The organism is Vibrio sp. Y42_MX_L11 (genome assembly GCF_024181785.1).
In the GTDB taxonomy this organism is placed as follows: domain Bacteria; phylum Pseudomonadota; class Gammaproteobacteria; order Enterobacterales; family Vibrionaceae; genus Vibrio; species Vibrio diabolicus.
Map to the genome: position 1 here is coordinate 273,930 of NZ_JAMZAP010000002.1, position 25,385 is coordinate 299,314.

The window sequence follows — 25,385 nt, forward strand, 5'->3', positions numbered from 1 at the left end:
TATGAAGACATTAACATTAGCCGAATTGGCGACAATTACCGGGGGTGAGCTGTTTGGTGACGAGTCTCTCGTTGTAAGACGTGTTGCCCCAATGGATAAAGCACAAGAAGGTGACGTAACCTTCTTGTCTAACCCAAAATACGCAAAACACCTTTCTGAGTGCCAAGCTACCGTTGTTATGGTAAAGGCTGAGCATAAAGATCAATGCGTTGGAAATGCGCTAGTGGTTTCAGACCCTTATGTCGCATTTGCTCGTGTGGTTCAAGCGATGGATACGACACCAAAACCGGCAGACGATATTGCACCAAGTGCTGTGATTGCCGCGGACGTTCAGATGGGTGAGAACGTTACAATCGGCGCTAATGCCGTGATTGAAACGGGCGTGGAACTCGGCGACAACGTAAGCGTTGGCGCTGGTTGTTTTATCGGTAAGAACGCCAAGCTAGGGAATAACACCAAGCTTTGGGCTAATGTCACTATCTACCATGAAGTGTCATTGGGTGATGACTGTCTCGTTCAATCGGGCACCGTCATTGGCTCTGATGGCTTCGGTTATGCGAATGACAAAGGCGAGTGGATTAAAATTCCTCAGCTTGGTTCAGTGCGTATCGGTAACCGCGTTGAGATTGGTGCTTGTACTACGATTGACCGCGGTGCACTCGAAGATACTATCATTGAAGACAATGTCATTCTGGATAACCAACTTCAAATCGCGCACAACGTGCAGATCGGATATGGTACCGTGATGCCTGGTGGTACTATTGTCGCGGGCAGTACAAAAATTGGTAAGTACTGCCAGATTGGCGGCGCGTCTGTTCTGAATGGCCATATCACTATCGCAGATGGTGTGGCGATTACAGGTATGGGCATGGTAATGCGCAGTATCGAAGAAAAAGGCCTTTACTCATCAGGTATTCCACTACAAACGAACAGAGAGTGGCGTAAAACTGCAACTCGAGTTCACCGTATTGATGAGATGAATAAGCGCCTGAAAGCGGTTGAAAAACAGCTGGAACAGAAAGAAGAAATTTAGAACAAGTTATCTTTCGCTCTGTATTTAACGTGAAAGCTAACAGGCTCTAGTTCCATATTCTGTACGAAGACTCGCGAAATGCGGGTCTTTTTCTTCTATAATGACGCGCTCTAAGTAGATTTAACTCCAAGATGGTGCGTATTTTGCTAGTATATTGCAAAGCGATTCGGCTTTACGACCTGTTGCCACGTTTGCCATCTTGGCGGCAAAAAATTGATATAGGAAGACGACTTTGACTACTGAAAAGAAAACGATGAACATCTCTGAAATTCAAGAGCTACTACCTCATCGCTACCCATTCTTATTGATCGACCGAGTGATAGACTTCCAAGAAGAGAAGTACCTTCACGCGATTAAAAACGTGTCGGTTAACGAACCTCAGTTCACAGGTCACTTTCCTCAACTACCAGTATTCCCAGGTGTTTTGATTTTAGAAGCAATGGCTCAGGCAACAGGCTTACTTGCATTTAAATCATTTGGTGCACCAACAGAAAATGAACTGTACTACTTTGCAAGCGTAGACGGCGCGAAATTCCGTAAACCAGTGGTTCCGGGCGACCAATTGGTTATTGAGGTAGAATTTCTGAAAGAACGTCGCGGCATTGCTGCATTTAGCGGTGTAGCAAAAGTTGACGGCGAAGTGGTATGTTCTGCAGAACTGAAGTGTGCTCGTCGAGAGTTTTAATATGATTCATGAAACCGCTAAAATCCACCCGGCAGCGGTGGTAGAAGAGGGTGCCAAAATTGGTGCTAACGTAACGGTAGGTCCTTTTACGTACATCACCTCTACGGTTGAAATTGGTGAAGGCACAGAAGTGATGTCTCACGTTGTGATCAAAGGTCACACGACTATTGGCAAAGATAACCGTATTTTCCCGCATGCTGTCATTGGCGAAGAAAACCAAGACAAAAAATACGGTGGTGAAGACACAACTGTGGTTATCGGTGATCGTAACGTCATTCGTGAAGCGGTCCAAGTTCACCGCGGCACAGTGCAGGACAAAGCAACCACGATCATTGGTGATGATAACTTATTGTGTGTGAATGCACACGTTGCGCATGATGTTGTTATTGGTAACCACACTCATATCGGTAATAACTCGATTCTTGGTGGTCACGTTACTGTTGATGATTATGCTGGTGTGATGGCACTGTCTGCGATTCACCCGTTTTGTACAGTGGGCGCTTACGCGTACATTGGCGGCTGCTCAGCAGTGGTGCAAGATGTCCCTGCTTACGTACTCGCGCAAGGCAACCACGCGACTCCTTTCGGCTTGAACCTTGTTGGCTTGAAGCGTAACGGCTTTGAGAAACCAGAGATTCGTGCGCTGCAAAAAGCGTATAAAGAAATCTACCGCTCTGGTAAAACGCTAGAAGAAGTGAAACCGATTCTTGCAGAAATGGCTCAAGAGTGGCCGGCTGTGAAGCGTTTCTCAGATATTCTGGAAACGACGGAACGTGGCATTATTCGTTAATTGGCGAATGAACCAATAAATAAAAAGATCGTGACCGAATTTGAGGTTACGATCTTTTTGTGTTTTATGGATAAGGCAAACCGTTATCCATAGCGCACAGGAAAAATAGCGAAGTAGATATGGAAAGACCATTACGTATTGGCATCATTGCCGGAGAATTGTCTGGCGATACGCTAGGTGAAGGCTTTATCAAAGCAGTAAAGCAGCAATATCCAGACGCAGAGTTCGTAGGCATTGGCGGTCCGAAAATGATAGCCCAAGGTTGCGAGTCTCTGTTTGATATGGAAGAGCTTGCGGTGATGGGGTTAGTCGAGGTTTTAGGCCGCTTACCGAGACTTCTTAAAGTGAAAGCTGAGCTCGTTCAGTATTTTACTCAGAATCCGCCTGATGTTTTCATCGGGATAGATGCTCCTGACTTCAACTTACGCCTGGAGCTTGACCTCAAGCAAGCGGGCATTAAAACCGTTCATTACGTGAGTCCGTCTGTTTGGGCTTGGCGTCAGAAGCGCATCTTTAAAATAGAAGCGGCAACGAACTTGGTGTTAGCATTTCTTCCTTTTGAAAAAGCGTTCTACGACAAATTTAATGTACCTTGCGAGTTCATTGGTCATACCTTGGCTGATTCCATCCCACTTGAATCAGAACAAGCGCCTGCACGTGAGTTGCTTGGTTTAGAACAAGATAAAAAGTGGCTTGCTGTCCTGCCAGGCAGTCGTGGTAGCGAGTTAAAAATGCTCTCTGAGCCATTTATTGAAACCTGCAAGTTACTTCATAAAAAATTTCCAGAACTGGGGTTTGTTGTCGCACTTGTTAATCAAAAACGCCGTGAGCAGTTTGAACAAGCCTGGAAAGCGCTCGCACCAGAGTTGGACTTCAAGTTAGTTGATGACACCGCACGCAACGTCATCACCGCATCCGATGCCGTGATGCTGGCCTCTGGTACTGTAGCGTTGGAGTGTATGCTTCTCAAGCGTCCAATGGTGGTGGGTTATCGTGTGAATGCATTTACCGCTTTCTTAGCTAAACGTCTATTGAAAACGAAGTATGTGTCATTGCCGAATATCTTGGCGGATGATGAGCTCGTCAAAGAATATCTACAAGATGAGTGCACACCAGACAATTTGTTTACTGAGGTTTCTCACTTATTGGAAAGCGACAATAAACCGATGTTAGATAAGTTTACGGAAATGCATCATTGGATCCGTAAAGATGCGGACCAACAAGCCGCAAACGCGGTTCTAAAACTGATTGAAAAATAGAGATTTATCATGGCTGTTAAACCAAAAGCGACCAAAACCAAAGTTGAACTCCCTCCGTTTGAATATCCGCAAGGTTACCAGCTTGTGGCCGGAGTCGACGAGGTCGGACGTGGCCCTTTGGTGGGAGACGTCGTCACCGCTGCGGTTATCCTTGATCCTAACAATCCTATTGAAGGTTTGAACGATTCGAAAAAATTGACCGAAAAGAAACGCATGGCGCTGCTTCCTGAAATTAAAGAAAAAGCATTGGCGTGGGCGGTCGGGCGCTGTTCTCCTGAAGAAATCGATCAATTGAATATTTTGCAGGCGACTATGGTTGCGATGCAGCGTGCAGTGGCGGGGTTAAAGGTTCAACCTGATTTGGTGTTGATTGATGGTAATCGTTGTCCGGAGCTGCCAATGGATGCTCAAGCTGTAGTAAAAGGCGATCTACGCGTTGCCGAAATCAGTGCGGCTTCCATTATTGCCAAAGTCGTGCGTGACCAAGAGATGGAAGAGTTGGATAAACTTCATCCACAATTTGGCTTCGCGAAGCACAAAGGTTATCCAACTAAAGCGCACTTTGAAGCGATTGAGCAACACGGAGTGATCAGTGAACACCGAAAGAGCTTCAAGCCAGTAAAAAAAGCTTTAGGCATAGAATAATCAAACGATCTAATTGGTGTTATAAACCCAACCTCTTTAGGTTAGAATCCCCAACAAAATAGAGTTACACGGTACCTGTTAATGTCAGATCCCAAATTCATCCACCTGCGTGTTCATAGTGACTTCTCGATGGTGGATGGCCTCAACAAAGTTCCGCCAATCGTAAAGAAAGTTGCTGAGCTCGGTATGCCCGCAATGGCGTTGACCGACTTTACCAACCTATGTGGTTTGGTGAAGTTTTACGGTACGGCACATGGCAGTGGTGTTAAGCCGATCATCGGTGCTGACTTTAAAATGCAGTCGGACGAGTTTGGTGAAGAGCTGACTCAAGTGACTTTGCTTGCGGCGGATAATGTGGGTTATAAGAACCTGACGTTATTGATATCAAAAGCGTACTTACGCGGACATGTTCAACACCACCCAGTGATTGATAAAGCCTGGTTGGCTGAAATGTCTGAAGGCCTGATTGTATTATCCGGCGGTAAAAGCGGGGAAATTGGTCGCGGCCTTTTGAAAGGCAACCGTCAAATAGTGCAAGGGTGTGTTGATTTCTATAAACAGCATTTTCCAGATCGCTTTTATCTTGAGCTACTTCGTACTGGTCGTCCAGATGAGGAAACTTATCTTCACTTTGCGGTTGAATTGGCAGAGCAGCAAGACTTGCCAGTAGTGGCGACCAATGAAGTTGTATTCCTGAGTCCAGACCTATTTGATGCTCATGAAATACGCGTCGCGATTCACGATGGTTACACATTAGAAGATCCGCGCAGGCCAAAAAACTACAGTCCGCAGCAATATCTTCGTACAGAAGAAGAAATGTGCGAGCTGTTTGCTGATATTCCTGAAGCGTTAGAAAACAGTGTCGAGATAGCGAAGCGTTGTAACGTGACTGTGCGCTTAGGGGAATACTTCCTACCGGCCTTCCCAACTGAAGGGATGAAAGAGACTGAGTTCTTAGTCATGAAATCCCGAGAGGGCTTGGAAGAGCGTTTAGAGTTCCTATTTCCAGATGAGGAAGAGAGGAAACGTCGCCGCCCTGAATATGATGAACGTCTTCAGATAGAGCTAGATGTTATCAACCAAATGGGATTCCCTGGTTACTTCTTGATCGTAATGGAGTTCATCCAGTGGTCAAAAGATAATGGAATTCCTGTAGGTCCTGGACGTGGTTCCGGTGCCGGCTCTTTGGTGGCTTACGCATTAAAAATCACCGACCTGGATCCATTAGAATACGACTTGCTGTTCGAACGTTTCTTGAACCCAGAACGTGTCTCGATGCCCGATTTCGACGTCGATTTCTGTATGGATAAACGTGACCAGGTTATTGACCACGTTGCGGAAATGTACGGTCGCGACGCGGTGTCTCAGATCATCACGTTTGGTACCATGGCGGCAAAAGCGGTAATCCGTGACGTTGGCCGCGTATTGGGTCATCCATTTGGTTTTGTTGATCGTATTTCAAAGCTGATCCCGCCCGATCCAGGCATGACGCTAGATAAGGCGTTTAAAGCTGAACCTGCACTACCTGAATTGTATGAGGCCGATGAGGAAGTTAAAGAACTCATCGACATGTGTCATATTTTGGAAGGCTGTACGCGAAACGCCGGTAAACACGCTGGTGGTGTTGTAATTTCACCTACAACAATTACCGATTTTGCGCCAATTTATGCAGACGCTGAAGGTCACTTTCCGGTTACTCAATTTGATAAAAACGATGTTGAGACCGCTGGCCTAGTTAAGTTTGACTTCTTGGGTTTACGTACCTTAACCATTATTGACTGGGCGTTAGGGCTGATTAACCCACGTCTAGAGCGAGAAGGTAAAGAACCGGTTCAAATTGAATCCATACCGTTAGAAGACCCTGCCTCTTTCCGTTTGTTGCAAAACTCTGAAACGACAGCAGTATTCCAGCTTGAATCTCGGGGCATGAAAGAGCTGATCAAACGACTTCAGCCAGACTGTTTCGAAGACATTATCGCGTTGGTAGCACTCTTCCGTCCGGGTCCTTTGCAATCGGGCATGGTAGATAACTTTATCGACCGTAAACATGGCCGAGAGGCGATCTCTTATCCAGATGAAAAGTGGCAACACGAGTCGCTAAAAGAGACGCTTGATCCAACCTACGGCATCATCCTGTACCAAGAGCAGGTAATGCAGATTGCGCAGATCTTAGCGGGTTACACGCTAGGTGGTGCGGACATGCTCCGTCGTGCAATGGGTAAGAAAAAGCCAGAAGAGATGGCAAAACAACGTGCTATCTTTGAAGAAGGTGCGATAAAGAACGGTATCGATGGCGAGTTGGCGATGAAAATCTTCGACTTGGTAGAGAAGTTCGCTGGTTATGGTTTTAACAAATCGCACTCTGCTGCTTATGCATTGGTTTCTTATCAGACTCTTTGGCTGAAAACCCATTATCCTGCCGAATTTATGGCCGCGGTAATGACAGCTGATATGGATAACACGGAAAAAGTCGTTGGCTTGGTCGATGAGTGTTTCCGTATGAAGCTCACCGTGCTGCCACCAGACATCAACTCTGGCCTATATCGCTTTAATGTTGATGAAAATGGCGCAATTGTTTACGGTATTGGTGCGATAAAAGGGGTAGGTGAAGGCCCTATCGATGCGATTCTTGAGGCGAGAAATAAAGGTGGTCACTTTAAAGACCTATTTGATTTCTGTGCTCGAGTTGATCTAAAACGCGTCAATAAACGAGTGATAGAGAAGCTGATTTACGCGGGCGCGTTGGATCGACTGGGTCCACACCGCGCGGCGATGATGGCGTCACTCAATGATGCGGTAAAAGCGGCAAGTCAACATCACCAAGCCGAGGCGTTTGGTCAAACGGATATGTTTGGTGTACTAACGGATGCGCCTGAAGAAGTAGAGCACAAGTATACGCAAGTTCCGCCTTGGCCAGAAAAAGTGTGGTTAGAGGGCGAGCGTGATACCCTAGGTCTATATTTGACAGGGCACCCAATTAACGCCTACGTAAAGGAACTAAACAAATACACCAGTTGTCGACTAAAAGACGCAACGCCTACGCGTCGCGACCAATCTGTCACGGTGGCTGGTTTGGTTATTGCCGCTCGCGTAATGACGACTAAGCGTGGTACACGAATTGGCATTATGACACTGGATGACCGAAGTGGTCGCATGGAAGTGATGTTGTTCTCAGATGCACTGGATCGATACGCTGAACTTCTCGAAAAAGACAGAATTTTGGTCGTTTCTGGACAGGTCAGCTTTGATGACTTCAACGGTGGCCTTAAAATGTCGGCGCGTGAAGTTATGGATCTCGGCAGTGCGCGCGAGAAATACGCTCGTGGTTTGTCGGTATCGATAGATGCAACTCAGATCAACGATCAGTTTTTTGAGCAGTTCAGCCGTATTTTAGAACCGCACAAAGCCGGAACCGTACCCGTCAATGTATACTACCAGCGTGCCGACGCCAGAGCGCGGTTAACATTGGGCACCGAGTGGCGAGTAACGCCAAGTGATACATTACTCGACGATTTAAAACAGTTACTTGGCAAAAGCCAGGTAGAACTCGAATTTAACTAAAAATTCAGCGCAATATGTTAGACGCTGAGTAAACAAGGATTCATAGATGAGCCTAAACTTTCTTGAATTTGAAAAGCCAATTGCAGAACTAGAAGCGAAAATTGAAGCACTACGTGATGTCTCTCGTCACGGTGGTGATTCTGCGATTGACCTGGATAAAGAAATCGAACAGCTTGAGAAGAAAAGCTTAGAGCTGAAGAAAAAAACCTTCAGCGACCTAGGCGCATGGGAAACAGCTCAACTGGCTCGTCACCCACTACGTCCTTACACGCTGGATTACATCCAACACGCTTTTGAGGAGTTTGATGAATTAGCGGGTGACCGCGCGTTTGCAGACGACAAAGCGATTGTGGGTGGCATGGCTCGCCTTGAAGGCCGTCCAGTGATGATCATCGGTCATCAAAAAGGTCGTGAAACCAAAGAGAAAGTGAAACGTAACTTTGGTATGCCAAAACCAGAAGGTTACCGTAAAGCGCTACGTTTGATGGAAATGGCTGAGCGTTTCAACATGCCGATCATCACATTTATCGATACGGCTGGCGCGTACCCAGGTGTGGGCGCAGAAGAGCGTGGTCAATCTGAAGCTATCGCGAAAAACCTAAAAGTGATGTCTGGTCTTAAAGTGCCAGTAATCTGTAACGTTGTTGGTGAAGGTGGTTCAGGCGGCGCACTAGCAATTGGTGTAGGCGACTACGTGAACATGCTTCAGTACTCTACGTACTCAGTAATCTCTCCTGAAGGTTGTGCTTCAATCCTATGGCGTGATTCTGATAAAGCGCCACAAGCGGCAGAAGCGATGGGCCTAACTGCTCCGCGTCTTAAAGAGCTTGAACTGATCGACGAAATCATCGAAGAGCCATTAGGCGGCGCTCATCGCGATCATGTTCAAATGGCAGCGAATATGAAAGCGACATTACTTCGTCAGCTAGAAGATCTAGAACAATTGGATGAAGAGACGCTACGTGAACGTCGTTACCAGCGCCTAATGAGCTACGGTTACTGTTAATTTCGGTGATTGCTATTAAGCGTTAGCTGATATCTCAAGTGATAACAGTTAAAATAGAAAGGGTTGGATGAGAGTCCAGCCCTTTTTTGTACCTATCGGATCGCTTATGGAATCGCTTTACCCGCATTTTGCTCAAGTTCTCGGCCGCTACTATAAATCAGGCACTAAGGTTGTCTTGGCGTTTAGCGGAGGAGTGGATTCACGTCTTTTACTCGAATTACTCAGTCGCTACCAACAAGCGCATTCGATAGAGTGCCACGCCGTATATGTGCACCATGGTTTAAGCTCTAATGCCGATGATTGGGCTGATAAATGCTTACTTTGGGCAAAACAAGTGGGCATATCATGCTCGATTGAGCGAGTGAGCTTAGACATCAGCAATGGTGAAAGTATTGAACTTCTTGCTCGTGAAGCTCGCTACCAAGCCTTAACTAAGTACATTCAAGAAGGCGATATACTGTTGACTGGTCAACATGCCGACGATCAAATAGAGACTTTTCTCCTTGCGCTTAAGCGCGGCAGCGGGCCTAAAGGGTTATCTTCGATGGCGGAGAGTATGCCGTTTTCTTGCGGATCTCTAGTTCGACCATTGCTTACTATCAAGCGGAAGACCATCGAAGAAGCCGCTACTAAATTAGGCTTGGAGTGGGTGGAAGACGAAAGCAATCAAGATACCCGTTATGATCGTAACTTTCTTCGTCATTGTGTTATTCCTGAATTGTCTGGTCGCTGGCCGAGTATCCATCAAGCGGTTCAGCGCAGTGCAAGTTTATGTGCTCAACAAGAAGCGCTATTGGATGAACTATTGAGCGCGGTGTTTGAACGCGCTTTACAAACGGATCTAAGTTTGAGTATTGAAGAACTGGCTAAGCACAGTGGATTAGCGCGTGCGCGCTTGATTCGTATGTGGCTGGCTAAGCTTAATACTAGTATGCCGACTCAGGTACAACTCAATCTTATCTGGAATGAAGTCGCATTAGCTCAGCAAGATGCCAACCCCAAACTACAACTTAAACAAGGTGAAGTGCGCCGTTTTCGAAATCGTCTCTACTGGGTAACAGAAATCGCTGACGTCACTGAGTGGCAAAGTACGATTCAAGTCGATACCGTTTTATCGCTTCCAGAGCGGCTAGGGGAACTGACCTTAACGACGAGTTCTAGTAACGCAACGATTGCGCTTCCGAGTCAGCCAGAATTGCTTCGCGTGACCTTCAATCCGGAAGGCTTATCAGCGCATCCAACCACGCGTAATCACAGTCGAAAACTGAAGAAGTTGTTCCAAGAATACAATGTGCCAAGCTGGCTGCGTCGTCAAATTCCGATTTTGATGTATCAAGACCGAGTCGTTGCTGTGGCAGATCTGTTCGTTGATCAGGCGTTTAATGGTCAAGATTGTGAACTTATTTGGCGCAGGTAATGAAAATTCATGCCACAATGTCGATTATAAAATATAAAAATCCTTAAATAATAATTGATTAGGTGAAGCAATGAAGAAAACAATCATGGGCGCAATGGTGGCGCTAACCATGTTCTGTGGGCAGGCTCTAGCAGCGGGAGATGCCACAGCAGGTCAAGCAAAGGCTGGAGTATGCGCAGCATGTCATGGCGCCGACGGTATTGCTGTCATTCCGGGTTACCCAAACCTGAAAGGGCAAAATGAGCAATATATTATCAGTTCAATTAAAGCCTATAAAAACAAAGAGCGAACAGGTGGTCTTGCTGCTGTTATGCAAGCTCAAGCTTCACTGTTGTCTGATGAAGACATCGCTAATCTAGCGGCTTACTACGCAAGTTTGAAGTAAACGGGCGTCTGAAAAAGCTTGGACGATTGGGCATTGAGCAGTCCTTACTGGGGTTTTATCAACTCACGATATTCGCTATGTTAATTTGCTCAATCTGGATTTTCTCTGGTGGATCATAGACAAACATTGAATGTTGCGAAACGCTAAACGATAATAAGCGCAATCGATTGAAGCTTAAGGGATGAACATGAAAAAAATTGAAGCGATTATCAAGCCATTTAAATTGGATGATGTTCGAGAAGCGCTAGCTGAAGTTGGCATTACAGGGATGACCGTCTCTGAAGTGAAAGGCTTTGGTCGCCAAAAAGGTCACACCGAGCTTTACCGTGGTGCAGAGTACATGGTGGACTTTCTGCCTAAAGTGAAGCTCGAAATCGTTGTAACGGAAGATGTGGCTGATAAATGCGTAGAGACGATCATTGAAACCGCGCAAACCGGCAAAATTGGTGATGGTAAAATCTTTGTTACTGATGTTGAGCGTGTGGTTCGTATCCGTACTGGTGAAGAAGACGAAGACGCGATCTAAGGTTTCTTGTTACCTGTCTCGTATTTATTATGCTAAAAGGGAGCCAAGTGGCTCCTTTTTTGTTTTTTACTTTCAGTGAAATCAAATAACCCGAGGTTGGTTGTTCCAGTTTTAGGGTGCGTATATTCAGGTTTGTCGTATGTTTAAGCGTTTTTTTCTGGCGTTAGCTTTTCTTATTATGGCGGTATTGGTCGGCTTCCAGGTTATTTTCACCGTACCAGATCAGCCGCAAATCATTACTCAAACAGGTTCAGAGCTGACGCAGGATATTAGGTGTATCGAATTTAGCGGCTCAAAAGCTCTGGATCAGGGCGGTGAAATCAATGTACTTGTCTGGAATATCTACAAACAGAACCGGAATAATTGGCAAAGCGCACTCAATGAATTCTCTGCTGATAAGCAGCTGCTGTTATTGCAAGAAGCCAGCATGACACCATCTTTTAAGCAATGGTTGGTGGATGGCAACTGGGTCAGCAACCAAGTGAGTGCCTTTAAGGCGCTGGGCAGCGGTGCGGGTGTGATTAGTATCGCTCAAGGGCAACCAGAAAAAGCCTGTGCTTATACGTCTAAAGAGCCTTGGCTGCGTTTACCCAAGTCTGCACTATACAGCCAATATCAATTAAGCAATGGCGAGAGACTCGCTGTGGTGAATGTACATGCAATTAACTTCACGGTTGGCACGCAAGAGTATGTCTCTCAGTTAACGGCTCTTGAAATGCTTTTAAAGCATCATACAGGGCCGATCCTATTCGCTGGAGACTTCAATAGTTGGAGTGAATCTCGCGTTAATGCGATGCGACAGGCCTTAAAAGCCGCGGACTTGCAAGAAGTGACGTTCTCGCCTGATCATCGAGTCCAATTTATAACGGGATTACCGTTGGATCACGTATTTTACCGAGGGCTGACCCTCAAATACGCGAAAGCGCCGCAGAGCGACGCTTCCGATCATAACCCATTGTTACTGTCATTTACGTTAGATGACTAGCTTAGGTCACTACAATATAAAGCGCCCAAATAACGTAGAAGAATACCCATGGCAGGCTTGCAATCACCAAGGCTTGCCCACGTTCAAACTCAGTCCAAGTAAGCACAACACCGTAGCCCAATACAATATACCAAGGCAGCAGTAGTGGTAGTGAGCTGGCAAAATGCGACCACTCGCTGGTAAGCGGCAGTTTTAATAGACCATTGAGGCTGTTTAAATCTGCTGCGTAAGTCATCACCTGACCATGCTTGAGTAACAGACTCGCGTAGCTTGCGATATCGCCCAATACTGCTGGGAATAAGATTGCACACGACGCGGCAAACCACTTCCAGTAACCATATTGTTGCTTGCCTTCGTTGCAAGAAAGAACCAAAGCGCAAGCAACAGTAAGGTGGCAAAGCGGTTGAATACATCATTGATGATCGCACTTGCCATTAGCGTGTTTGGCTCTAATAGCTCAATCTGCTTTGGGTCGATTTGTTGAAACTGCGCGGCTAGTTGGTCACTAAGCCACGTGAAATCGACATTCGAAAAGTAAGCGCCCCAGAATAAAAACGGACTAAGCATCAAGAAGATGAACGGTTGCCATCCCCATCCGCCGCGTTGGTAAAGCGCTAGAAAGCAAGATGTTGGAGAACGAAAAATGTCCAACAGCATCACAAGTGGGTTGCTTGATGGGTTCATACACTTACCTTCGTTACGTCAACGTACAACTTAAGTTTTTGACCTGGTTGTAAGTATTTTTTCTTGTGTAGCGAGTTCCATTTCACGATGTCGTTCGTTTTTACTTTGAACTTGCTTGCAATGCCGCTAATGGTGTCACCAGAGCGAACGTTGTAGAAAACGGTACGAATCACAGCACCTTTGTCTGAGTCCTTCCAAATCACGAGCTTTTGACCAACGCGCAATGGATCTTTAGGGCCCATGCCATTCCATTTTGCTAACGATTTATACGACACTTTATTTTCACGTGCGATTGACCACAAACTTTCTCCAGACTGAACGACATGAGTGAGCTTGAGTTGTCCACGAGCACGTGATTGAGTCTTGCTTAATCGATTTTGTGCCGTTAGTGCGTATTTCGCATCGTCTTTTGTTGACGTCGGAATCAGTAGGTATTGGCCAATACGAATATTGTTATTCGACAGGCCGTTTGCACGTCGAATCACTTTTGTGGTTGTGCCGTATTTATTAGCTAGCACACTTAAAGAGTCACCAGACTTCACCTTGTAGCGAGCGACCTTCATCCCTTTACCACGGTTTTTCTCCACCTTAGTGAGAAAAGTCTCTTTTTTCTCTACCGGAATCAAAAGTTGGTGCGGACCTTCAGGCGCAGTTGACCATTGGTTGTATGCAGGGTTGTAACTTTGTAACTCTTTCACACCAATGCCGGCATAATCTGCAGCAATGGCTAGATCAAGCTGTTCTTTCGGATCGACAAGCGTTAGAACAGGCTTGTTTGGAATCGCAGGAATATTAAGCCCGTACTTGTCTTGGTTTGCGATGACGTCAGCCAAGGCTAGCAGCTTAGGTACGTAACTGCTGGTCTCTTTTGGTAAGTCCAATGAGAAGAAATCGATAGGTTTACCGAGCTTTTTATTCTTACGAATTGCGCTAGAAACACGGCCACCACCACTGTTGTAAGCAGCAATTGCATGCTCCCAGCTACCATCAAAACGCTCGTTTAGTTGTACAAGGTAGTCCAGTGCGGCATCCGTTGCTGCTGCCACATCTCGGCGACCGTCATACCAGTAGTTTTGCTCTAGTCCCATCATCTTTCCGGTGCCAGGGACAAATTGCCACAATCCAGCTGCACTACCGTGTGAGTATGCAAAGGCATCGAATGAGCTTTCCACCACCGGAAGCAAAGCAAGCTCCATTGGAAGTCCACGCTCTTCGATACGTTTTGTGATCATGTATAGAAAAGGAGTCGCACGCTTAGACACCGTGTAAAGGTGATTCGGGTGCTTTAGATACCACGTACGGTAGTAGTCCACTTTCTTATGGTTTGGGATATCCATTTCAAGTTGCATGGCGATACGTTGCCATACATCTTCTTGTTCCTGAGGGGAAAGAACTTTAGGCGCGTCGTTAGCGGATTTTTTTGCTAAAGACGATGTGTTGCCCGGTTGAGCCTTCGCTGCATTTTGTTTTGCAGTCTGCTCAGATTTATTGGTTTCTGGTGTAGAAGACGTTGAGTCTGACTGAGTCAATTGACAGCCAGATAATAACAACGCCAACGCCCAGGTATACTTCAAACGCATGGATTCAGCCTATTTAGGGCCTTTTTATCTTCACCTGCCTGTCGCGCAACACAATGTGCGTGGCAGTCGCAAGATAATAGACATCTTTTAAACACTAACTAATTAATAGAGGCAAAGAGCTTCTAAATTATGCAATGGGGAGAAATTCAAATAGATTTATATCAACCCCAAACGTAAGAGAAGCGCCAGTGGCGCTTCTCGAAAAATCAGCCCCTGATAATACTGGGGTCTTGCAAACTTACAAGCAGAAAATGGTTAAAATTCGTTCTTCCACTCACGCAAAGCCGTAAAAACCGAGCATGGATCGCTATTTTTAATGCGACTAGCAACAGATTGAACCACGTCAGGATTGGTGGTTCGCAAGAACGGATTAATCCACTTTTCTTTGCGTATTGTTGTTGGAAGTGTCGGAATGTTTAGGGCTCTCAGTCGGTTTACATCATCGCGATATTGACGGAGCTGCTCATTATCAGGCTCAACCGCTAAAGCAAACGCCACGTTACTCGCGGTGTATTCATGCGCGCAGAAGACTTGAGTTTCTTCTGGTAGAGACGTTAGTTTGTTAAGTGACTCAAACATTTGCTCTGACGTACCTTCAAAAATACGACCGCAGCCTGCGGAAAACAGCACGTCACCGCAAAACAGTTTTCCGTCTCCAACGTAACCGATATGGCCCAAAGTATGGCCTGGTAAACCCAGCACCAAAAAGATTTCGCCAAATAACTCCAGTTTGTCGCCTTCTTCCATGGGGGTGGTTAGGGTTGGAATTGGCTCAGATTTCGGGCCTACAACGGCGACTTCAGGAAAGGCACGCACTAAGTCTGGAACGCCACCAATGTGATCGTTGTGGTGGTGCGTAATTAAAATCGCTTCTAAAGTTAATTCGTTAGCCTGCAAGTATTCTAACACTGGCTTCGCATCGCCCGGATCAACGACTGCGCAACGCTTATCGCTATTTTGTATCAGCCAGATGTAATTATCATTAAATGCGGGTATGCTTTTGATCTCTAACACGATTCGTTCTCCGTCACCCATTTTAGTCAGGTGGTTAATGAAACCAGCACTCAGCAACAAAACTATACCACACCCGTCGACTTGGTCAGCAATGAACAACGGTCCGTGGGTGCTTGAGTCAATCCAGACCCGACTTGATGAATGGTGTCCGAAACTCTTCGGTTACCATATGCTCAAACAGGGCGGGTTGAGCTGTGAGCTAACCAGCTGTAATTGTAACATTCAACACCAAGTCAACGTAGATATCCAGAACCCGTTGCATAATGTGATTGCAGATGGTTACGAATTGCCCTTTTTGGAAAAAAGCTTTGATGTTGTGATACTCGCTCATCAGCTCGACTATGCAAGCGATCCACACCGTTTGCTACGGGAAGTCGATAGAGTGATGATGGATGATGGTTATTTGATAATCACTGGATTTAACCCACTAAGTTTGACTGGATTAGCGAGTTTGCTTCCATGGCGTAAACATAATTTGCCTTGGAGTGGACGAATGTTTACGTCGAACCGCATCAACGACTGGTTAGGGTTACTTAATTATCAAGTGATTCATTGCGATCGTTACGCGCTGTTTCCGATGAAGCGTTACCGTACGATGTGGACATGGTTGGAAAACAGTCTCGGTGATTGGGCGTCACCTGCAGGGAGTTTGTATTACATTGTGGCACGGAAACGAACATACCCTCTCAAGCCTATCAAACCGCATTGGCGTTTGAAGAAAAAGCTCACACCACTAGGGGTGATGAATCGAGAGGGCAATACTATGAGGAAAGAATCTCGTTAAGAGGGTTGGTAACCAGTATCTTCCTCGGTTGGGTTTTCTGCGGCGGTACGGGCTAGCTCATCACAAATTTCATTCTCACGATGACCAGCGTGGCCTTTTACCCAGTGCCATTCAACTTGATGGCGTGCAGTTTCTTTGTCTAGAGCTTGCCATAGATCGGCATTCTTCACGGGTTTTTTATCCGCTGTTTTCCAGCCACGCTTCTTCCAGTTATGGATCCACTGAGTAATACCTTGGCGCACATATTGGCTGTCAGTCGTTAAAGTGACTTTGCAAGGTTGTTTTAACGTCTGCAGCGCGACGACAGCCGCCAACATTTCCATACGGTTGTTGGTGGTTAACGTGTAGCCTTTGGAAAGCGTCTTTTCTACGTCTTTGTAACGCAATACAATGCCGTAACCACCTGGTCCTGGGTTACCTAAACAAGAACCGTCAGTGAAAATCTCAACGTGTTTGGTCATATTTTTTGGTACTATTAGCCGAAACATTTAATAAAGCATAGTCTGACATACATAACCTTATGAATACCAGCAGCAATTCTGAATATAACCGCATTGTCGTTCTCGATACCGAAACCACAGGTATGAACCGCGAGGGTGGTCCTCACTACATGGGGCACCGCATTATTGAAATCGGTGCCGTGGAGATCATCAACCGTAAGCTGACTGGTCGTCACTTCCACGTTTATTTAAAACCCGATCGTGAAATCCAACCAGAAGCGGTTGAAGTTCACGGTATTACGGATGAATTCTTGGTTGATAAACCGGAATACGCGAGCGTGCACCAAGAGTTTCTTGAGTTTATTAAAGGCGCAGAACTTGTTGCCCACAACGCACCCTTCGATACGGGCTTTATGGATTACGAGTTTGGCATGCTCGATCCCAACATCGGCAAAACGGACGACTACTGCAAGGTGACCGATACCCTTGCTATGGCGAAGAAAATCTTCCCTGGCAAGCGAAACAACCTTGATATCTTATGTGAACGCTACGGTATTGATAACTCGCACCGTACACTCCACGGAGCTTTGCTCGATGCGGAGATTCTAGCCGACGTTTACCTCTTTATGACGGGTGGTCAAACGAGTCTAGAATTTAACGCGAATAAACAAGAGGGTGGGGTAGAAACCATTCGTCGTATTGAAGGAAGAAAAGCGCTAAAGGTTTTGCGCGCAAGTGCCGATGAACTAGAAGCTCACCAAAAAAGATTAGAGTTGGTGAACGACTGTATTTGGCATCAATAGGAGAAGCTATGCTGAGGGCTTTGTTGGTCGCGTTTTTAGCGATATGGAGTAGTCTCTCGAGTGCATCGAGTGAATCTGCTATGTCTTTGTTAGACAATCGCTTTCGAGTGGATCCAACCATCGAGCAGATCACTTTTTTAGTTTATCGTGAGCAAAGTTCTCAGCCAGTTGTTTTAGTCCGCCCTGACGGTAAAAAGTACTATGCTTGGGACGCCTACGACAATGTACGTTGGTACCAAGAAGCTTCACTCGATATTATCTCCGTTGACAACCCTATGCCAGGCCCATGGCAGGCTGTGGGGAAAGTCACTCCTAAAAATAACATCCGCTTAATTTCTCACTTAAAGCTCAGCACGGATGTGTTCCCAAACCGGTTATATAATGGGGAAGCGCTTAAATTTACAGCTCGCCTAACCTCCGACGACAAACCTTTTGTACTGCGCGACTTCCTTGACCGCGTGAATCTACGCGTGACATTTACCAAGTTTGTCGAAAATGAAGATGAGTTGATCAAAGAAGCACGTCCAGTGCCGATGGTTGTGGGTGAGTTTGCTGATGATGGCCGCGGCTTGGATGAAAAAGCAGGGGATGGTGTGTTCACTGTCCAACTACCAATAGATGTTGAGCCCGGTAAGTACCGTGCGCGAATCACCTCTGGTAATGGCGTATTCTTACGAGCGCAAGAGCAAGTCATCTTAGTTTATCCGAACCCTATTTCTCGTACTTTTATTCAGGCGCGCAATCCTGACAAACCACACCAATTGGTGGTGAGTGGTGAGCAAGGTATGATCGCGCCAGGCTCAATCGCAGTCACGGTGGAACAAGATGCACCCGATGGCTTTGTTAGCTACAGCCAAGGCCAGGTTTCTAAAGATGGAATGAGAACCACGCTGAACCTCAATAACGACGCTGAGCTTGGTAAATACGCATGGCGCGGCGAGATCTTTGCCACTGATTTTGCGACGCAACGTCCACTGGTGTTTCCTATTCCAGAGCAAACTTTCAGTGTTGTTGATGACGTTGATCTAGAAGCCGCTCGAATTGCAAAAGAAGCTGAATTAGCCGAGCAGCGCCGTATTGAAATGGAAAAGCAAATTATCGCTGAGCGGGAGGCTGAGCGTAAGCGCAGCATGATTATTATCGCGGTGGGTAACGTGATAATGCTGCTGATTGTGATCATTGCATGGATAGTCTGGCGCAAAATTAAAGCGAAGCGCGATGCCATGCCAGAGATGCAGTTAGAAGTGCCAAAGAAATAGTAGTAACACGTAAACCTAGAAACGGAGCCAATCGGCTCCGTTTTTTTCAGTTTAAGTTTGAGACAGAATTTGATGTTTCTCATGGTCATTAATCATTTTATTTTAAAGTAACACCATGATTTAACGTTGATTAATCATAATAAAGCTCGCGTGATACTCTTTACGTTTCGACTTGATTTTAGTGCGTATCGACGGAGTGAGTTATGACAATTGGAGCGTTAGAACTAGAGCATTTACCACGACAAAAGGCCTTGGTTGAGTCTGCTTATGATGCCTTTTATTCTGAAAAAGACGTTGTTGCTGCGGTATTGCTTGGTTCATTGTCATCAGGAAAAGGTGACCGTATTTCGGACGCTGATGTTGTTGTCTTTACTCAAAACAACTTCCATAAAGCCTCAGAGCCTTGCTTTACCCACTTTGAAGCAAATAAAGACATTTTTTATCGACTTGAGGGAGAGCACAACGAAAATGCGTGTTTCAAAAAATACATTTTTAATGACCTAACCAGTGCAGAGATTCATTGTTTAGATCTCTGTGAGCCCTTCAAACTTTCTAAGCCATTTAAGACTTTATTTGATAAAGCTGATGTGATTGCGGGCATGGTTACTGATGAACCTGCGCCAAAGCATGAAGATTTCCCAGTTTATACCAGTGGTGATCAAGGCCTGATCTGGGAACTCTTTGATTGTATTAAGTGGTTGAGTAGAGATAACCATGAGCTTGCTAAGTCCTACTTGAAAAAACTCTCTGAGAAACTCTAATTTGAGAGTCATCTCCGTCCCTCCCACTGAAGTTAGCTAGGCGGTTAGGTTATGAAATACAAAAAGCGTCAGAAGTACAAATACACTCTCCACTCTGAAGAAAAGATTGAGACTCGCATTTCAGTGAGTCAGGTGTATGACAGCCCTTTTCTTAGTTTGTCCAAACAAGGCGTGTTAACGATTAAAAAGGGCTATGCATGGGATGGAGCGAGTGGGCCAGCATTAGACACAAAAAACATTATGAAAGCTTCTTTAGTTCATGATGCTCTTTACCAACTCATGAGGGAAGAGGTGTTGCCACAAAGTGCTCGAAAGCATGCGGATATGTTGCTGAGAGAAACATGTTTAGAAAAAGGAATGTCTAGCTTCAGAGCGACTTATATCTATTATGGCGTCAGAGTTGTCGGTGGCTTCTTTTCCAGACCCGACACTTTGTGTGCTTAATGGGAACATCTTTCCAATTTTAACTGTTTATTTATACAGTTTGGTTATGTAAGCTCCAAGGTGATACAAAGGAGTCGTACATAATGACAATAAGATATGAAGAGCATGTGCCAAGCCCGAAAGAATACTGTGATATGCGCGTCAAAGCCGGGCTATCACCCAAATCGTTGAAAGCTGCTGAAATTGGTCTACCCAATTCGTTGTATGGCGTATCTGTCCGGGATGAAGGAAAGCTCATTGCAATGGGCCGGATTGTTGGTGACGGGGCGTGTAACTTCGAAATTGTCGACGTTGCCGTTGATTCTGATTATCAAGGTAACGGTTTAGGTAGAAAAGTCATGGAATACATCGACGGTTATCTTTCTTCTGTTGCACTTGAAGGCTCTTACGTTTCTATGATTGCTGATGAGCCGGTCTTTTACGAAAAGCTTGGTTATAGGCTGGTGGCTCCTAAAAGCCAAGGGATGACAAAAAAGTTTAAGCCGAAGGCGTAATACGTATTCAGCTGTGAAGATAAGCACTTGAAAACAGGAGTTTAATCTCCTGTTTTCTATATTAAATTTCCATTTAAGCCACTTCTGGAATTGGTTTGGGTGGCTGCTCTAAATCAGGCTCTTTTTGAACAGTAGGAATTTGTCCCTCACCCACAGCACTGATGTAACAGCCACTAAGTTTAATGGCAAGGTACATATCGGCTCGCAGTAAGATGCCTCCTTCACTGGTGCTGATACCAGTAAGCTCACACCATTGACGTAAGCGTCGTTTCCTTCCTGCGAGGATTAAGCGTACGCCTCTCTTTTTTAAAGTATTGTGAATATCTGTCAGTGTTGCCATCACACTGAGATCTAAGTGAGTAAAGCTCGATACGGCGTCGATGACAACGCAACTTGCGTCTTTGTGATGTTCTACTTGCTCTAACACTCGGCGTTTAAAGTAAGGTGCGTTGAAGTAAGTCAGCGGCGAGTTAAAGCGGTAAATCACCATTCCAGGAATAGGCGAAGCTTTTCCTGAGTCGTCGATGGTCCGAATGGTGCCTTTTTCATCCAAGCCAAGTAGCTGATCACTCGGTCGCATGACAATACGTAAAAATTGAAACAGCCCTAGCAGTACCGCCAAAGTGATCCCCGGTATTACGCCTACGATCAAAACAGAAATAAAAGTGATGATTGCTAGATAGAACGCATCTTTGTCACGAGATTTTAATTTCCAAATGGCTTTGAGATCGAGCAGCGACAGGGATGCGATGATCAACACGACACCAAGTGATGCGATGGGAATAAACTGTAAAGGCTCATAAATAAATACCGCAATAATGGCAATGGTGATTGCGGCGACAATCGAAACTAATTGAGATTTACCGCCATTTGCATCATTTACCGCTGTGCGTGAGTCAGCGCCGCTTATCGCGAAACCTTGCGAAAACGCTGAGGCAATGTTGGCAAAGCCCAACGCCTGAAACTCTTTATTTGCATCAATATCATAACCGTTTTTAGCGGCGAAACTGCGCGCGGTGAGCATCATGCTAACAAAGCTGACAATCGCAAGGTTGAGCGCCGGGACCACTAGCTCACGAACTTCACCTAGCTCAAACTCCGGCGTTTGAAACTGAGGGAAACCACCTTGAGTGAGCCCAACTACGGATACGCCCATCTCTTTTAAATGGAAAAACCAAACTGACGCGGTAGTCACGAGTATCGCCAGCATGGCAGCAGGCCAAGTTGGTCGGTAGCGTTTGGTGAGTAAATAAACGACAACCGTCACGATACTCAGAGTTACGGTAGGCCAATGAAGCTCGGTTAATCGTTGTGGAGCCTCCCATAAGCGTTCCAGCAAATAACGTTGTTCGTATTTCAAACCGACCACTTTGGCAAACTGACCAACGATAATTGTGAGAGCGACACCGTTGAGTAGACCCAAAAGAATCGGGCGAGAAAGGAAGTCTGCAAACACCCCTAACTTGAAACGACTGGCCAGTACACACCAAATACCAGTCATCGCTGTCATGGTCATGACTAACTGCCAATGCTTTGTAGGATCACCCGCGGCAAGCGGCGTAACAACGGCGGCAATCACTGCACAGGTTGCTGCATCGGGTCCGACAATGAGTTGTCGAGATGTGCCCATCATGGCGTATACCAACATTGGCAGTACACACGAGTACAGACCGACAATTGCAGATACACCGGTTAGCTGTGCATAAGCTATGGCAACTGGCAGGGCAACCGCGACAACAGAAAAGGCGGCTCTAAAGTCGTTAACAAACCATTCTTTTTGATAATGCTTAAGCTGAACAAGCCCAGGGAACCACTGTGCGAATAATATTTTAGCCAACGGATTTACCATATATGTGAGTGAGTTACTTAAAAGTATACACCGCTTGCTTGGAACGTCTGTGAGTTAGTTATCACTGGAAATCGGGGGAAGGTTCGGAGTGCGTGGATTTTATTGCGCTTGCGCAGAGGTTCTTCGTGGTGTGAGGTGTTATGAACGCTATTCTGGTAGCTATAAAAAAACGGGAGTTGTTACTCCCGTTTTATGGTTTCAGATTAGAAAGTTAGGCAACGCTATCCATCTGAGGGTATAGCGGCTTTGCGGCGAGCAATTCCGGCTCAAAGTCGTCAACGTTGATTGTATCCAGACGATGCTGTTCAGCTTCTCTTAGTAGGTCGGCTTCTTCTTGCGTGATCAAGCCTTGCTCTAGCCCTTCCTGAGCAATCATATCCAAACGTAGGAATGGACGACGTTTGCCTTGCGCTTTACATACTTTGTCGAACACTGGCTCAGCTTGAAGAATGACTGACAGGGCAAGCTCAATCTTACCTGCTGCGTTGTGCTCGGTTGGTTCAAGGTACTGACCGCGACCAATGCGTGAGCGCGTTGCACTAGGCGTTTGTAGAATGCGCGCCACTTTGCTGTCTAGTTTATCGCTTGGCGCTTTGCGTACACGACCGAATGGCATGATTAACACGCGCAGTGCACGACCAATCACTTTGTTCGGGAAGTTTGCTAAGAATTCGTCTACCGCCACTTCCGCTTGTTTCAAACTGTCTTGTAGACCCCAGTGTACTAATGGTAAATCTTCGACTGGGCGGCCATCTTGCTCAAAACGTTTCAACGTCGCAGAGCTCAAATATAGCTGGCTTAGAATGTCACCAAGACGCGCTGATAGACGCTCTTTACGCTTCAAAGAGCCACCTAGCACTGCCATTGAGATATCCGATAGCAGAGCAAGGTTTGCGCTGTAACGGTTCAATTGTTGGTAGTAACGCTTGGTTGCATCTTTGGTTGGTGATGAAGAACCTAAACCATCGCTCAAACCAAACCAGATACTGCGCACGAGGTTACTCATTGTAAAGCTCACGTGACCAGCAAGCGCTTTATCGAACTTCTCAACTGCATCGCCAGCCTCAGAATATGCTGCGTTCATTTCTTCAAGAACGTAAGGGTGACAACGAATCGCACCTTGACCAAAGATGATCATTGAACGAGTTAGGATGTTTGCACCCTCAACCGTTACCGCGATTGGTGCACCTTGGTAACCACGCGCTAGGAAGTTAGAAGGTCCCATACAGATCCCTTTACCGCCTACGATGTCCATTGCGTCGATGATGCTTTGCTGACCGCGATGAGTACAGTGGTACTTCACGATAGCTGAGATAACCGAAGGTTTTTCACCTAGGTCGATACCTGCCACGGTTAAGTTACTTGCTGCATCCATCACATAAGCATTACCACCAAGACGTGCCAATGGCTCTTCTACGCCTTCCATGTGACCGATTGGCTGTTTGAACTGGCGACGAATGCGTGAGTAAGCACCTGTGGCCATTGCGGCAGTTTTGATACCACCTGTTGAGTTTGAAGGTAGTGTGATACCACGTCCAACCGACAAACACTCAACCAGCATACGCCAACCTTGGCCCGCCATTTTTTCACCACCGATGATGAAATCGATAGGAACAAAGATGTCTTTACCGCGCGTTGGACCATTTTGGAATGGCACATTGAGCGGGAAGTGTCGGTTACCAATTTCAACACCTTTGACATCAGTTGGGATAAGCGCACAAGTGATGCCAAGATCTTTTTTGTCGCCTAGCAAACCTTCAGGATCGCGAAGTTTAAATGCTAAGCCTAGTACCGTTGCGACTGGCGCTAGGGTGATGTAGCGCTTGTTCCAAGTCAGGCGCATACCCAGTACTTCTTTTCCTTCCCATTCGCCTCTACAAACCACACCGTAATCTGGAATAGAGCCAGCGTCAGAGCCTGCTTCTGGACTCGTTAAGGCGAAACAAGGGATTTCCTTACCTTCAGCTAGGCGCGGTAAGTAATGATTTTTCTGATCTTCAGTACCGTAGTGTTGCAGTAGCTCACCAGGGCCCAAAGAGTTAGGAACACCAACGGTAGACGATAGAACGCCAGAAACACCCGTTAGTTTTTGTAGTACTAGTGATTGAGCGTATGCTGAGAACTCAAGACCACCGTACTTTTTCTTAATGATCATGGCGAAGAATTTGTGATCTTTCAGGTATTGCCATACTTCTGGCGGTAAGTCTGCGAGTTCGTGAGTCACTTGGAAATCGCTCACCATGGCACACACTTCATTCACTGGACCGTCTAAAAAGGCTTGTTCTTCTGCACTTAATTTAGGTGCTTGAATTGCGTGAAGCTTTTGCCACTCTGGTTTGCCTTTAAATAGCTCGGCTTCCCACCAGACGGTACCTGCGTCTAACGCTTCTTTTTCGGTTTGAGACATAGCTGGCAGCACTTTCTTGAAAAGCGTTAATGCTTTGCGGCTTATCAAAGACTGACGTACGCCAGGAACCGCGAATACAGCGGCAGCAAGAATGTAAATCGTCCAACCAGTAACGCCAACCGCGCCTATTACTGTGAGAGCTAACATAGCTGCTGTGAGTAAACTAATAGATTTCACGAGAGACATGCGGTGGTAGAGCGTAATGCCTAGCACGACCGTCATCGTGATGATTGAGAGCAAGATGTCCATATGTATTTTCCTTTTCAGACTTTATAAGTGTTGTACGTCTGTATGTTAGGTAAGAGGTCTAACCAGTTGGTTTAAGTGTAATCAAAATATTAAGGAAATGTAAAACATAAGATTGGATAAAAAGTGATCTAAGTAGAGTTAAAGTTCTAAAGTTGCGATTTGAGTGATGGTTTCATGAGCAAGTTGACAAGTTTATTACCATCACCAATCTAAATCTGTTGGTTCACTATCGACACTAATTCTCGTTTGTGGGTAAACTCAGAGTAATCAAACCCGAGTTCAGGTTTATGAAATGTCCGATACCAAATTGGTATCAGAACAATTT

22 protein-coding genes and 1 pseudogene are annotated in these 25,385 nt (G+C 45.9%); 17 read left to right on the plus strand and 6 right to left on the minus strand.

Annotated elements, in window-relative coordinates:
- Position 1: 1 nt before the first annotated feature.
- From lpxD to NL643_RS03135, 11 genes are all read left to right on the plus strand, one after another.
- Complete coding sequence (lpxD, locus tag NL643_RS03085; RefSeq protein WP_253643885.1) at positions 2-1,033, plus strand: UDP-3-O-(3-hydroxymyristoyl)glucosamine N-acyltransferase; 1,032 nt, start codon at positions 2-4, stop codon at positions 1,031-1,033.
- Between the two features lie 232 nt (positions 1,034-1,265).
- Positions 1,266-1,718, plus strand: coding sequence for a 3-hydroxyacyl-ACP dehydratase FabZ (fabZ, locus tag NL643_RS03090; protein ID WP_005380349.1), 453 nt, complete (start codon positions 1,266-1,268; stop codon positions 1,716-1,718).
- Position 1,719: 1 nt separating this feature from the next.
- Positions 1,720-2,508, plus strand: coding sequence for an acyl-ACP--UDP-N-acetylglucosamine O-acyltransferase (lpxA, locus tag NL643_RS03095; RefSeq protein ID WP_005380357.1), 789 nt, complete (start codon positions 1,720-1,722; stop codon positions 2,506-2,508).
- Positions 2,509-2,627: 119 nt separating this feature from the next.
- Complete coding sequence (lpxB, locus tag NL643_RS03100; protein ID WP_253643886.1) at positions 2,628-3,767, plus strand: lipid-A-disaccharide synthase; 1,140 nt, start codon at positions 2,628-2,630, stop codon at positions 3,765-3,767.
- A gap of 9 nt (positions 3,768-3,776) precedes the next feature.
- Positions 3,777-4,412: a ribonuclease HII gene (gene rnhB / locus NL643_RS03105; protein ID WP_253643887.1), complete on the plus strand. Its 636-nt coding sequence runs from the start codon at positions 3,777-3,779 to the stop codon at positions 4,410-4,412.
- Between the two features lie 81 nt (positions 4,413-4,493).
- Positions 4,494-7,973: a DNA polymerase III subunit alpha gene (dnaE, locus tag NL643_RS03110; RefSeq protein WP_006741668.1), complete on the plus strand. Its 3,480-nt coding sequence runs from the start codon at positions 4,494-4,496 to the stop codon at positions 7,971-7,973.
- A gap of 46 nt (positions 7,974-8,019) precedes the next feature.
- Positions 8,020-8,979 (plus strand): acetyl-CoA carboxylase carboxyl transferase subunit alpha, encoded by a 960-nt coding sequence (gene accA, locus NL643_RS03115; RefSeq protein WP_005380365.1) that lies wholly within the window; start codon positions 8,020-8,022, stop codon positions 8,977-8,979.
- 106 nt (positions 8,980-9,085) lie between these two features.
- Positions 9,086-10,396, plus strand: coding sequence for a tRNA lysidine(34) synthetase TilS (gene tilS, locus NL643_RS03120; RefSeq protein ID WP_253643888.1), 1,311 nt, complete (start codon positions 9,086-9,088; stop codon positions 10,394-10,396).
- Between the two features lie 70 nt (positions 10,397-10,466).
- Positions 10,467-10,781 (plus strand): cytochrome c, encoded by a 315-nt coding sequence (locus tag NL643_RS03125; RefSeq protein WP_253643889.1) that lies wholly within the window; start codon positions 10,467-10,469, stop codon positions 10,779-10,781.
- A 187-nt stretch (positions 10,782-10,968) separates the two neighbouring features.
- Entirely contained in the window at positions 10,969-11,307 is a 339-nt protein-coding gene (gene glnB / locus NL643_RS03130; RefSeq protein ID WP_005436810.1) for a nitrogen regulatory protein P-II, read from the plus strand.
- 139 nt (positions 11,308-11,446) lie between these two features.
- Positions 11,447-12,292 carry an endonuclease/exonuclease/phosphatase family protein gene (locus NL643_RS03135; protein ID WP_006741670.1) on the plus strand — a complete coding sequence of 282 codons (846 nt, stop codon included), beginning with the start codon at positions 11,447-11,449 and terminating at the stop codon, positions 12,290-12,292.
- A gap of 1 nt (position 12,293) precedes the next feature.
- On the opposite strand, the pseudogene NL643_RS03140 reads toward NL643_RS03135, so the two are convergent.
- From NL643_RS03140 to gloB, 3 genes and pseudogenes are all read right to left on the minus strand, one after another.
- Positions 12,294-12,976, minus strand: a pseudogene (locus NL643_RS03140) (YIP1 family protein).
- Positions 12,973-14,556 (minus strand): LysM peptidoglycan-binding domain-containing protein, encoded by a 1,584-nt coding sequence (locus NL643_RS03145; RefSeq protein ID WP_104969700.1) that lies wholly within the window; start codon positions 14,554-14,556, stop codon positions 12,973-12,975. The pseudogene NL643_RS03140 and the gene NL643_RS03145 overlap by 4 nt, the downstream one beginning before the upstream one ends.
- A gap of 255 nt (positions 14,557-14,811) precedes the next feature.
- Positions 14,812-15,570 carry a hydroxyacylglutathione hydrolase gene (gloB, locus tag NL643_RS03150; protein WP_048626002.1) on the minus strand — a complete coding sequence of 253 codons (759 nt, stop codon included), beginning with the start codon at positions 15,568-15,570 and terminating at the stop codon, positions 14,812-14,814.
- Positions 15,571-15,607: 37 nt separating this feature from the next.
- Here gloB and NL643_RS03155 point away from each other — a divergent pair, with 37 nt between their 5' ends.
- Positions 15,608-16,354, plus strand: a complete 747-nt coding sequence (locus tag NL643_RS03155) for a class I SAM-dependent methyltransferase (RefSeq protein ID WP_253643890.1) — start codon at positions 15,608-15,610, stop codon at positions 16,352-16,354.
- On the opposite strand, the gene rnhA is transcribed toward NL643_RS03155, so the two are convergent.
- Positions 16,351-16,815 (minus strand): ribonuclease HI, encoded by a 465-nt coding sequence (gene rnhA, locus NL643_RS03160; RefSeq protein WP_012841509.1) that lies wholly within the window; start codon positions 16,813-16,815, stop codon positions 16,351-16,353. The genes NL643_RS03155 and rnhA overlap by 4 nt on opposite strands.
- Before the next feature lie 59 nt (positions 16,816-16,874).
- On the opposite strand from rnhA, the gene dnaQ reads away from it, so the two are divergent.
- The 5 genes from dnaQ to NL643_RS03185 all read left to right on the plus strand — a co-directional run bounded on the left by dnaQ (position 16,875) and on the right by NL643_RS03185 (position 20,555).
- Entirely contained in the window at positions 16,875-17,597 is a 723-nt protein-coding gene (gene dnaQ / locus NL643_RS03165; protein WP_005380385.1) for a DNA polymerase III subunit epsilon, read from the plus strand.
- An 8-nt stretch (positions 17,598-17,605) separates the two neighbouring features.
- The gene (locus tag NL643_RS03170) at positions 17,606-18,856 is read left to right on the plus strand and encodes a TIGR03503 family protein (protein WP_253643891.1); all 1,251 of its coding nucleotides are present in this window, start codon (positions 17,606-17,608) and stop codon (positions 18,854-18,856) included.
- A gap of 203 nt (positions 18,857-19,059) precedes the next feature.
- Positions 19,060-19,617, plus strand: coding sequence for a hypothetical protein (locus NL643_RS03175; protein ID WP_199803513.1), 558 nt, complete (start codon positions 19,060-19,062; stop codon positions 19,615-19,617).
- 51 nt (positions 19,618-19,668) lie between these two features.
- Positions 19,669-20,061: a DUF1353 domain-containing protein gene (locus NL643_RS03180; RefSeq protein WP_114323538.1), complete on the plus strand. Its 393-nt coding sequence runs from the start codon at positions 19,669-19,671 to the stop codon at positions 20,059-20,061.
- Positions 20,062-20,144: 83 nt separating this feature from the next.
- Entirely contained in the window at positions 20,145-20,555 is a 411-nt protein-coding gene (locus NL643_RS03185; protein ID WP_085342912.1) for a GNAT family N-acetyltransferase, read from the plus strand.
- A 73-nt stretch (positions 20,556-20,628) separates the two neighbouring features.
- Here NL643_RS03185 and NL643_RS03190 read toward each other — a convergent pair whose 3' ends face one another.
- Positions 20,629-22,404, minus strand: coding sequence for a SulP family inorganic anion transporter (locus tag NL643_RS03190; protein WP_253643892.1), 1,776 nt, complete (start codon positions 22,402-22,404; stop codon positions 20,629-20,631).
- 211 nt (positions 22,405-22,615) lie between these two features.
- Positions 22,616-25,060 carry an acyl-CoA dehydrogenase FadE gene (gene fadE / locus NL643_RS03195; RefSeq protein ID WP_253643893.1) on the minus strand — a complete coding sequence of 815 codons (2,445 nt, stop codon included), beginning with the start codon at positions 25,058-25,060 and terminating at the stop codon, positions 22,616-22,618.
- Positions 25,061-25,385 lie beyond the last annotated feature (325 nt).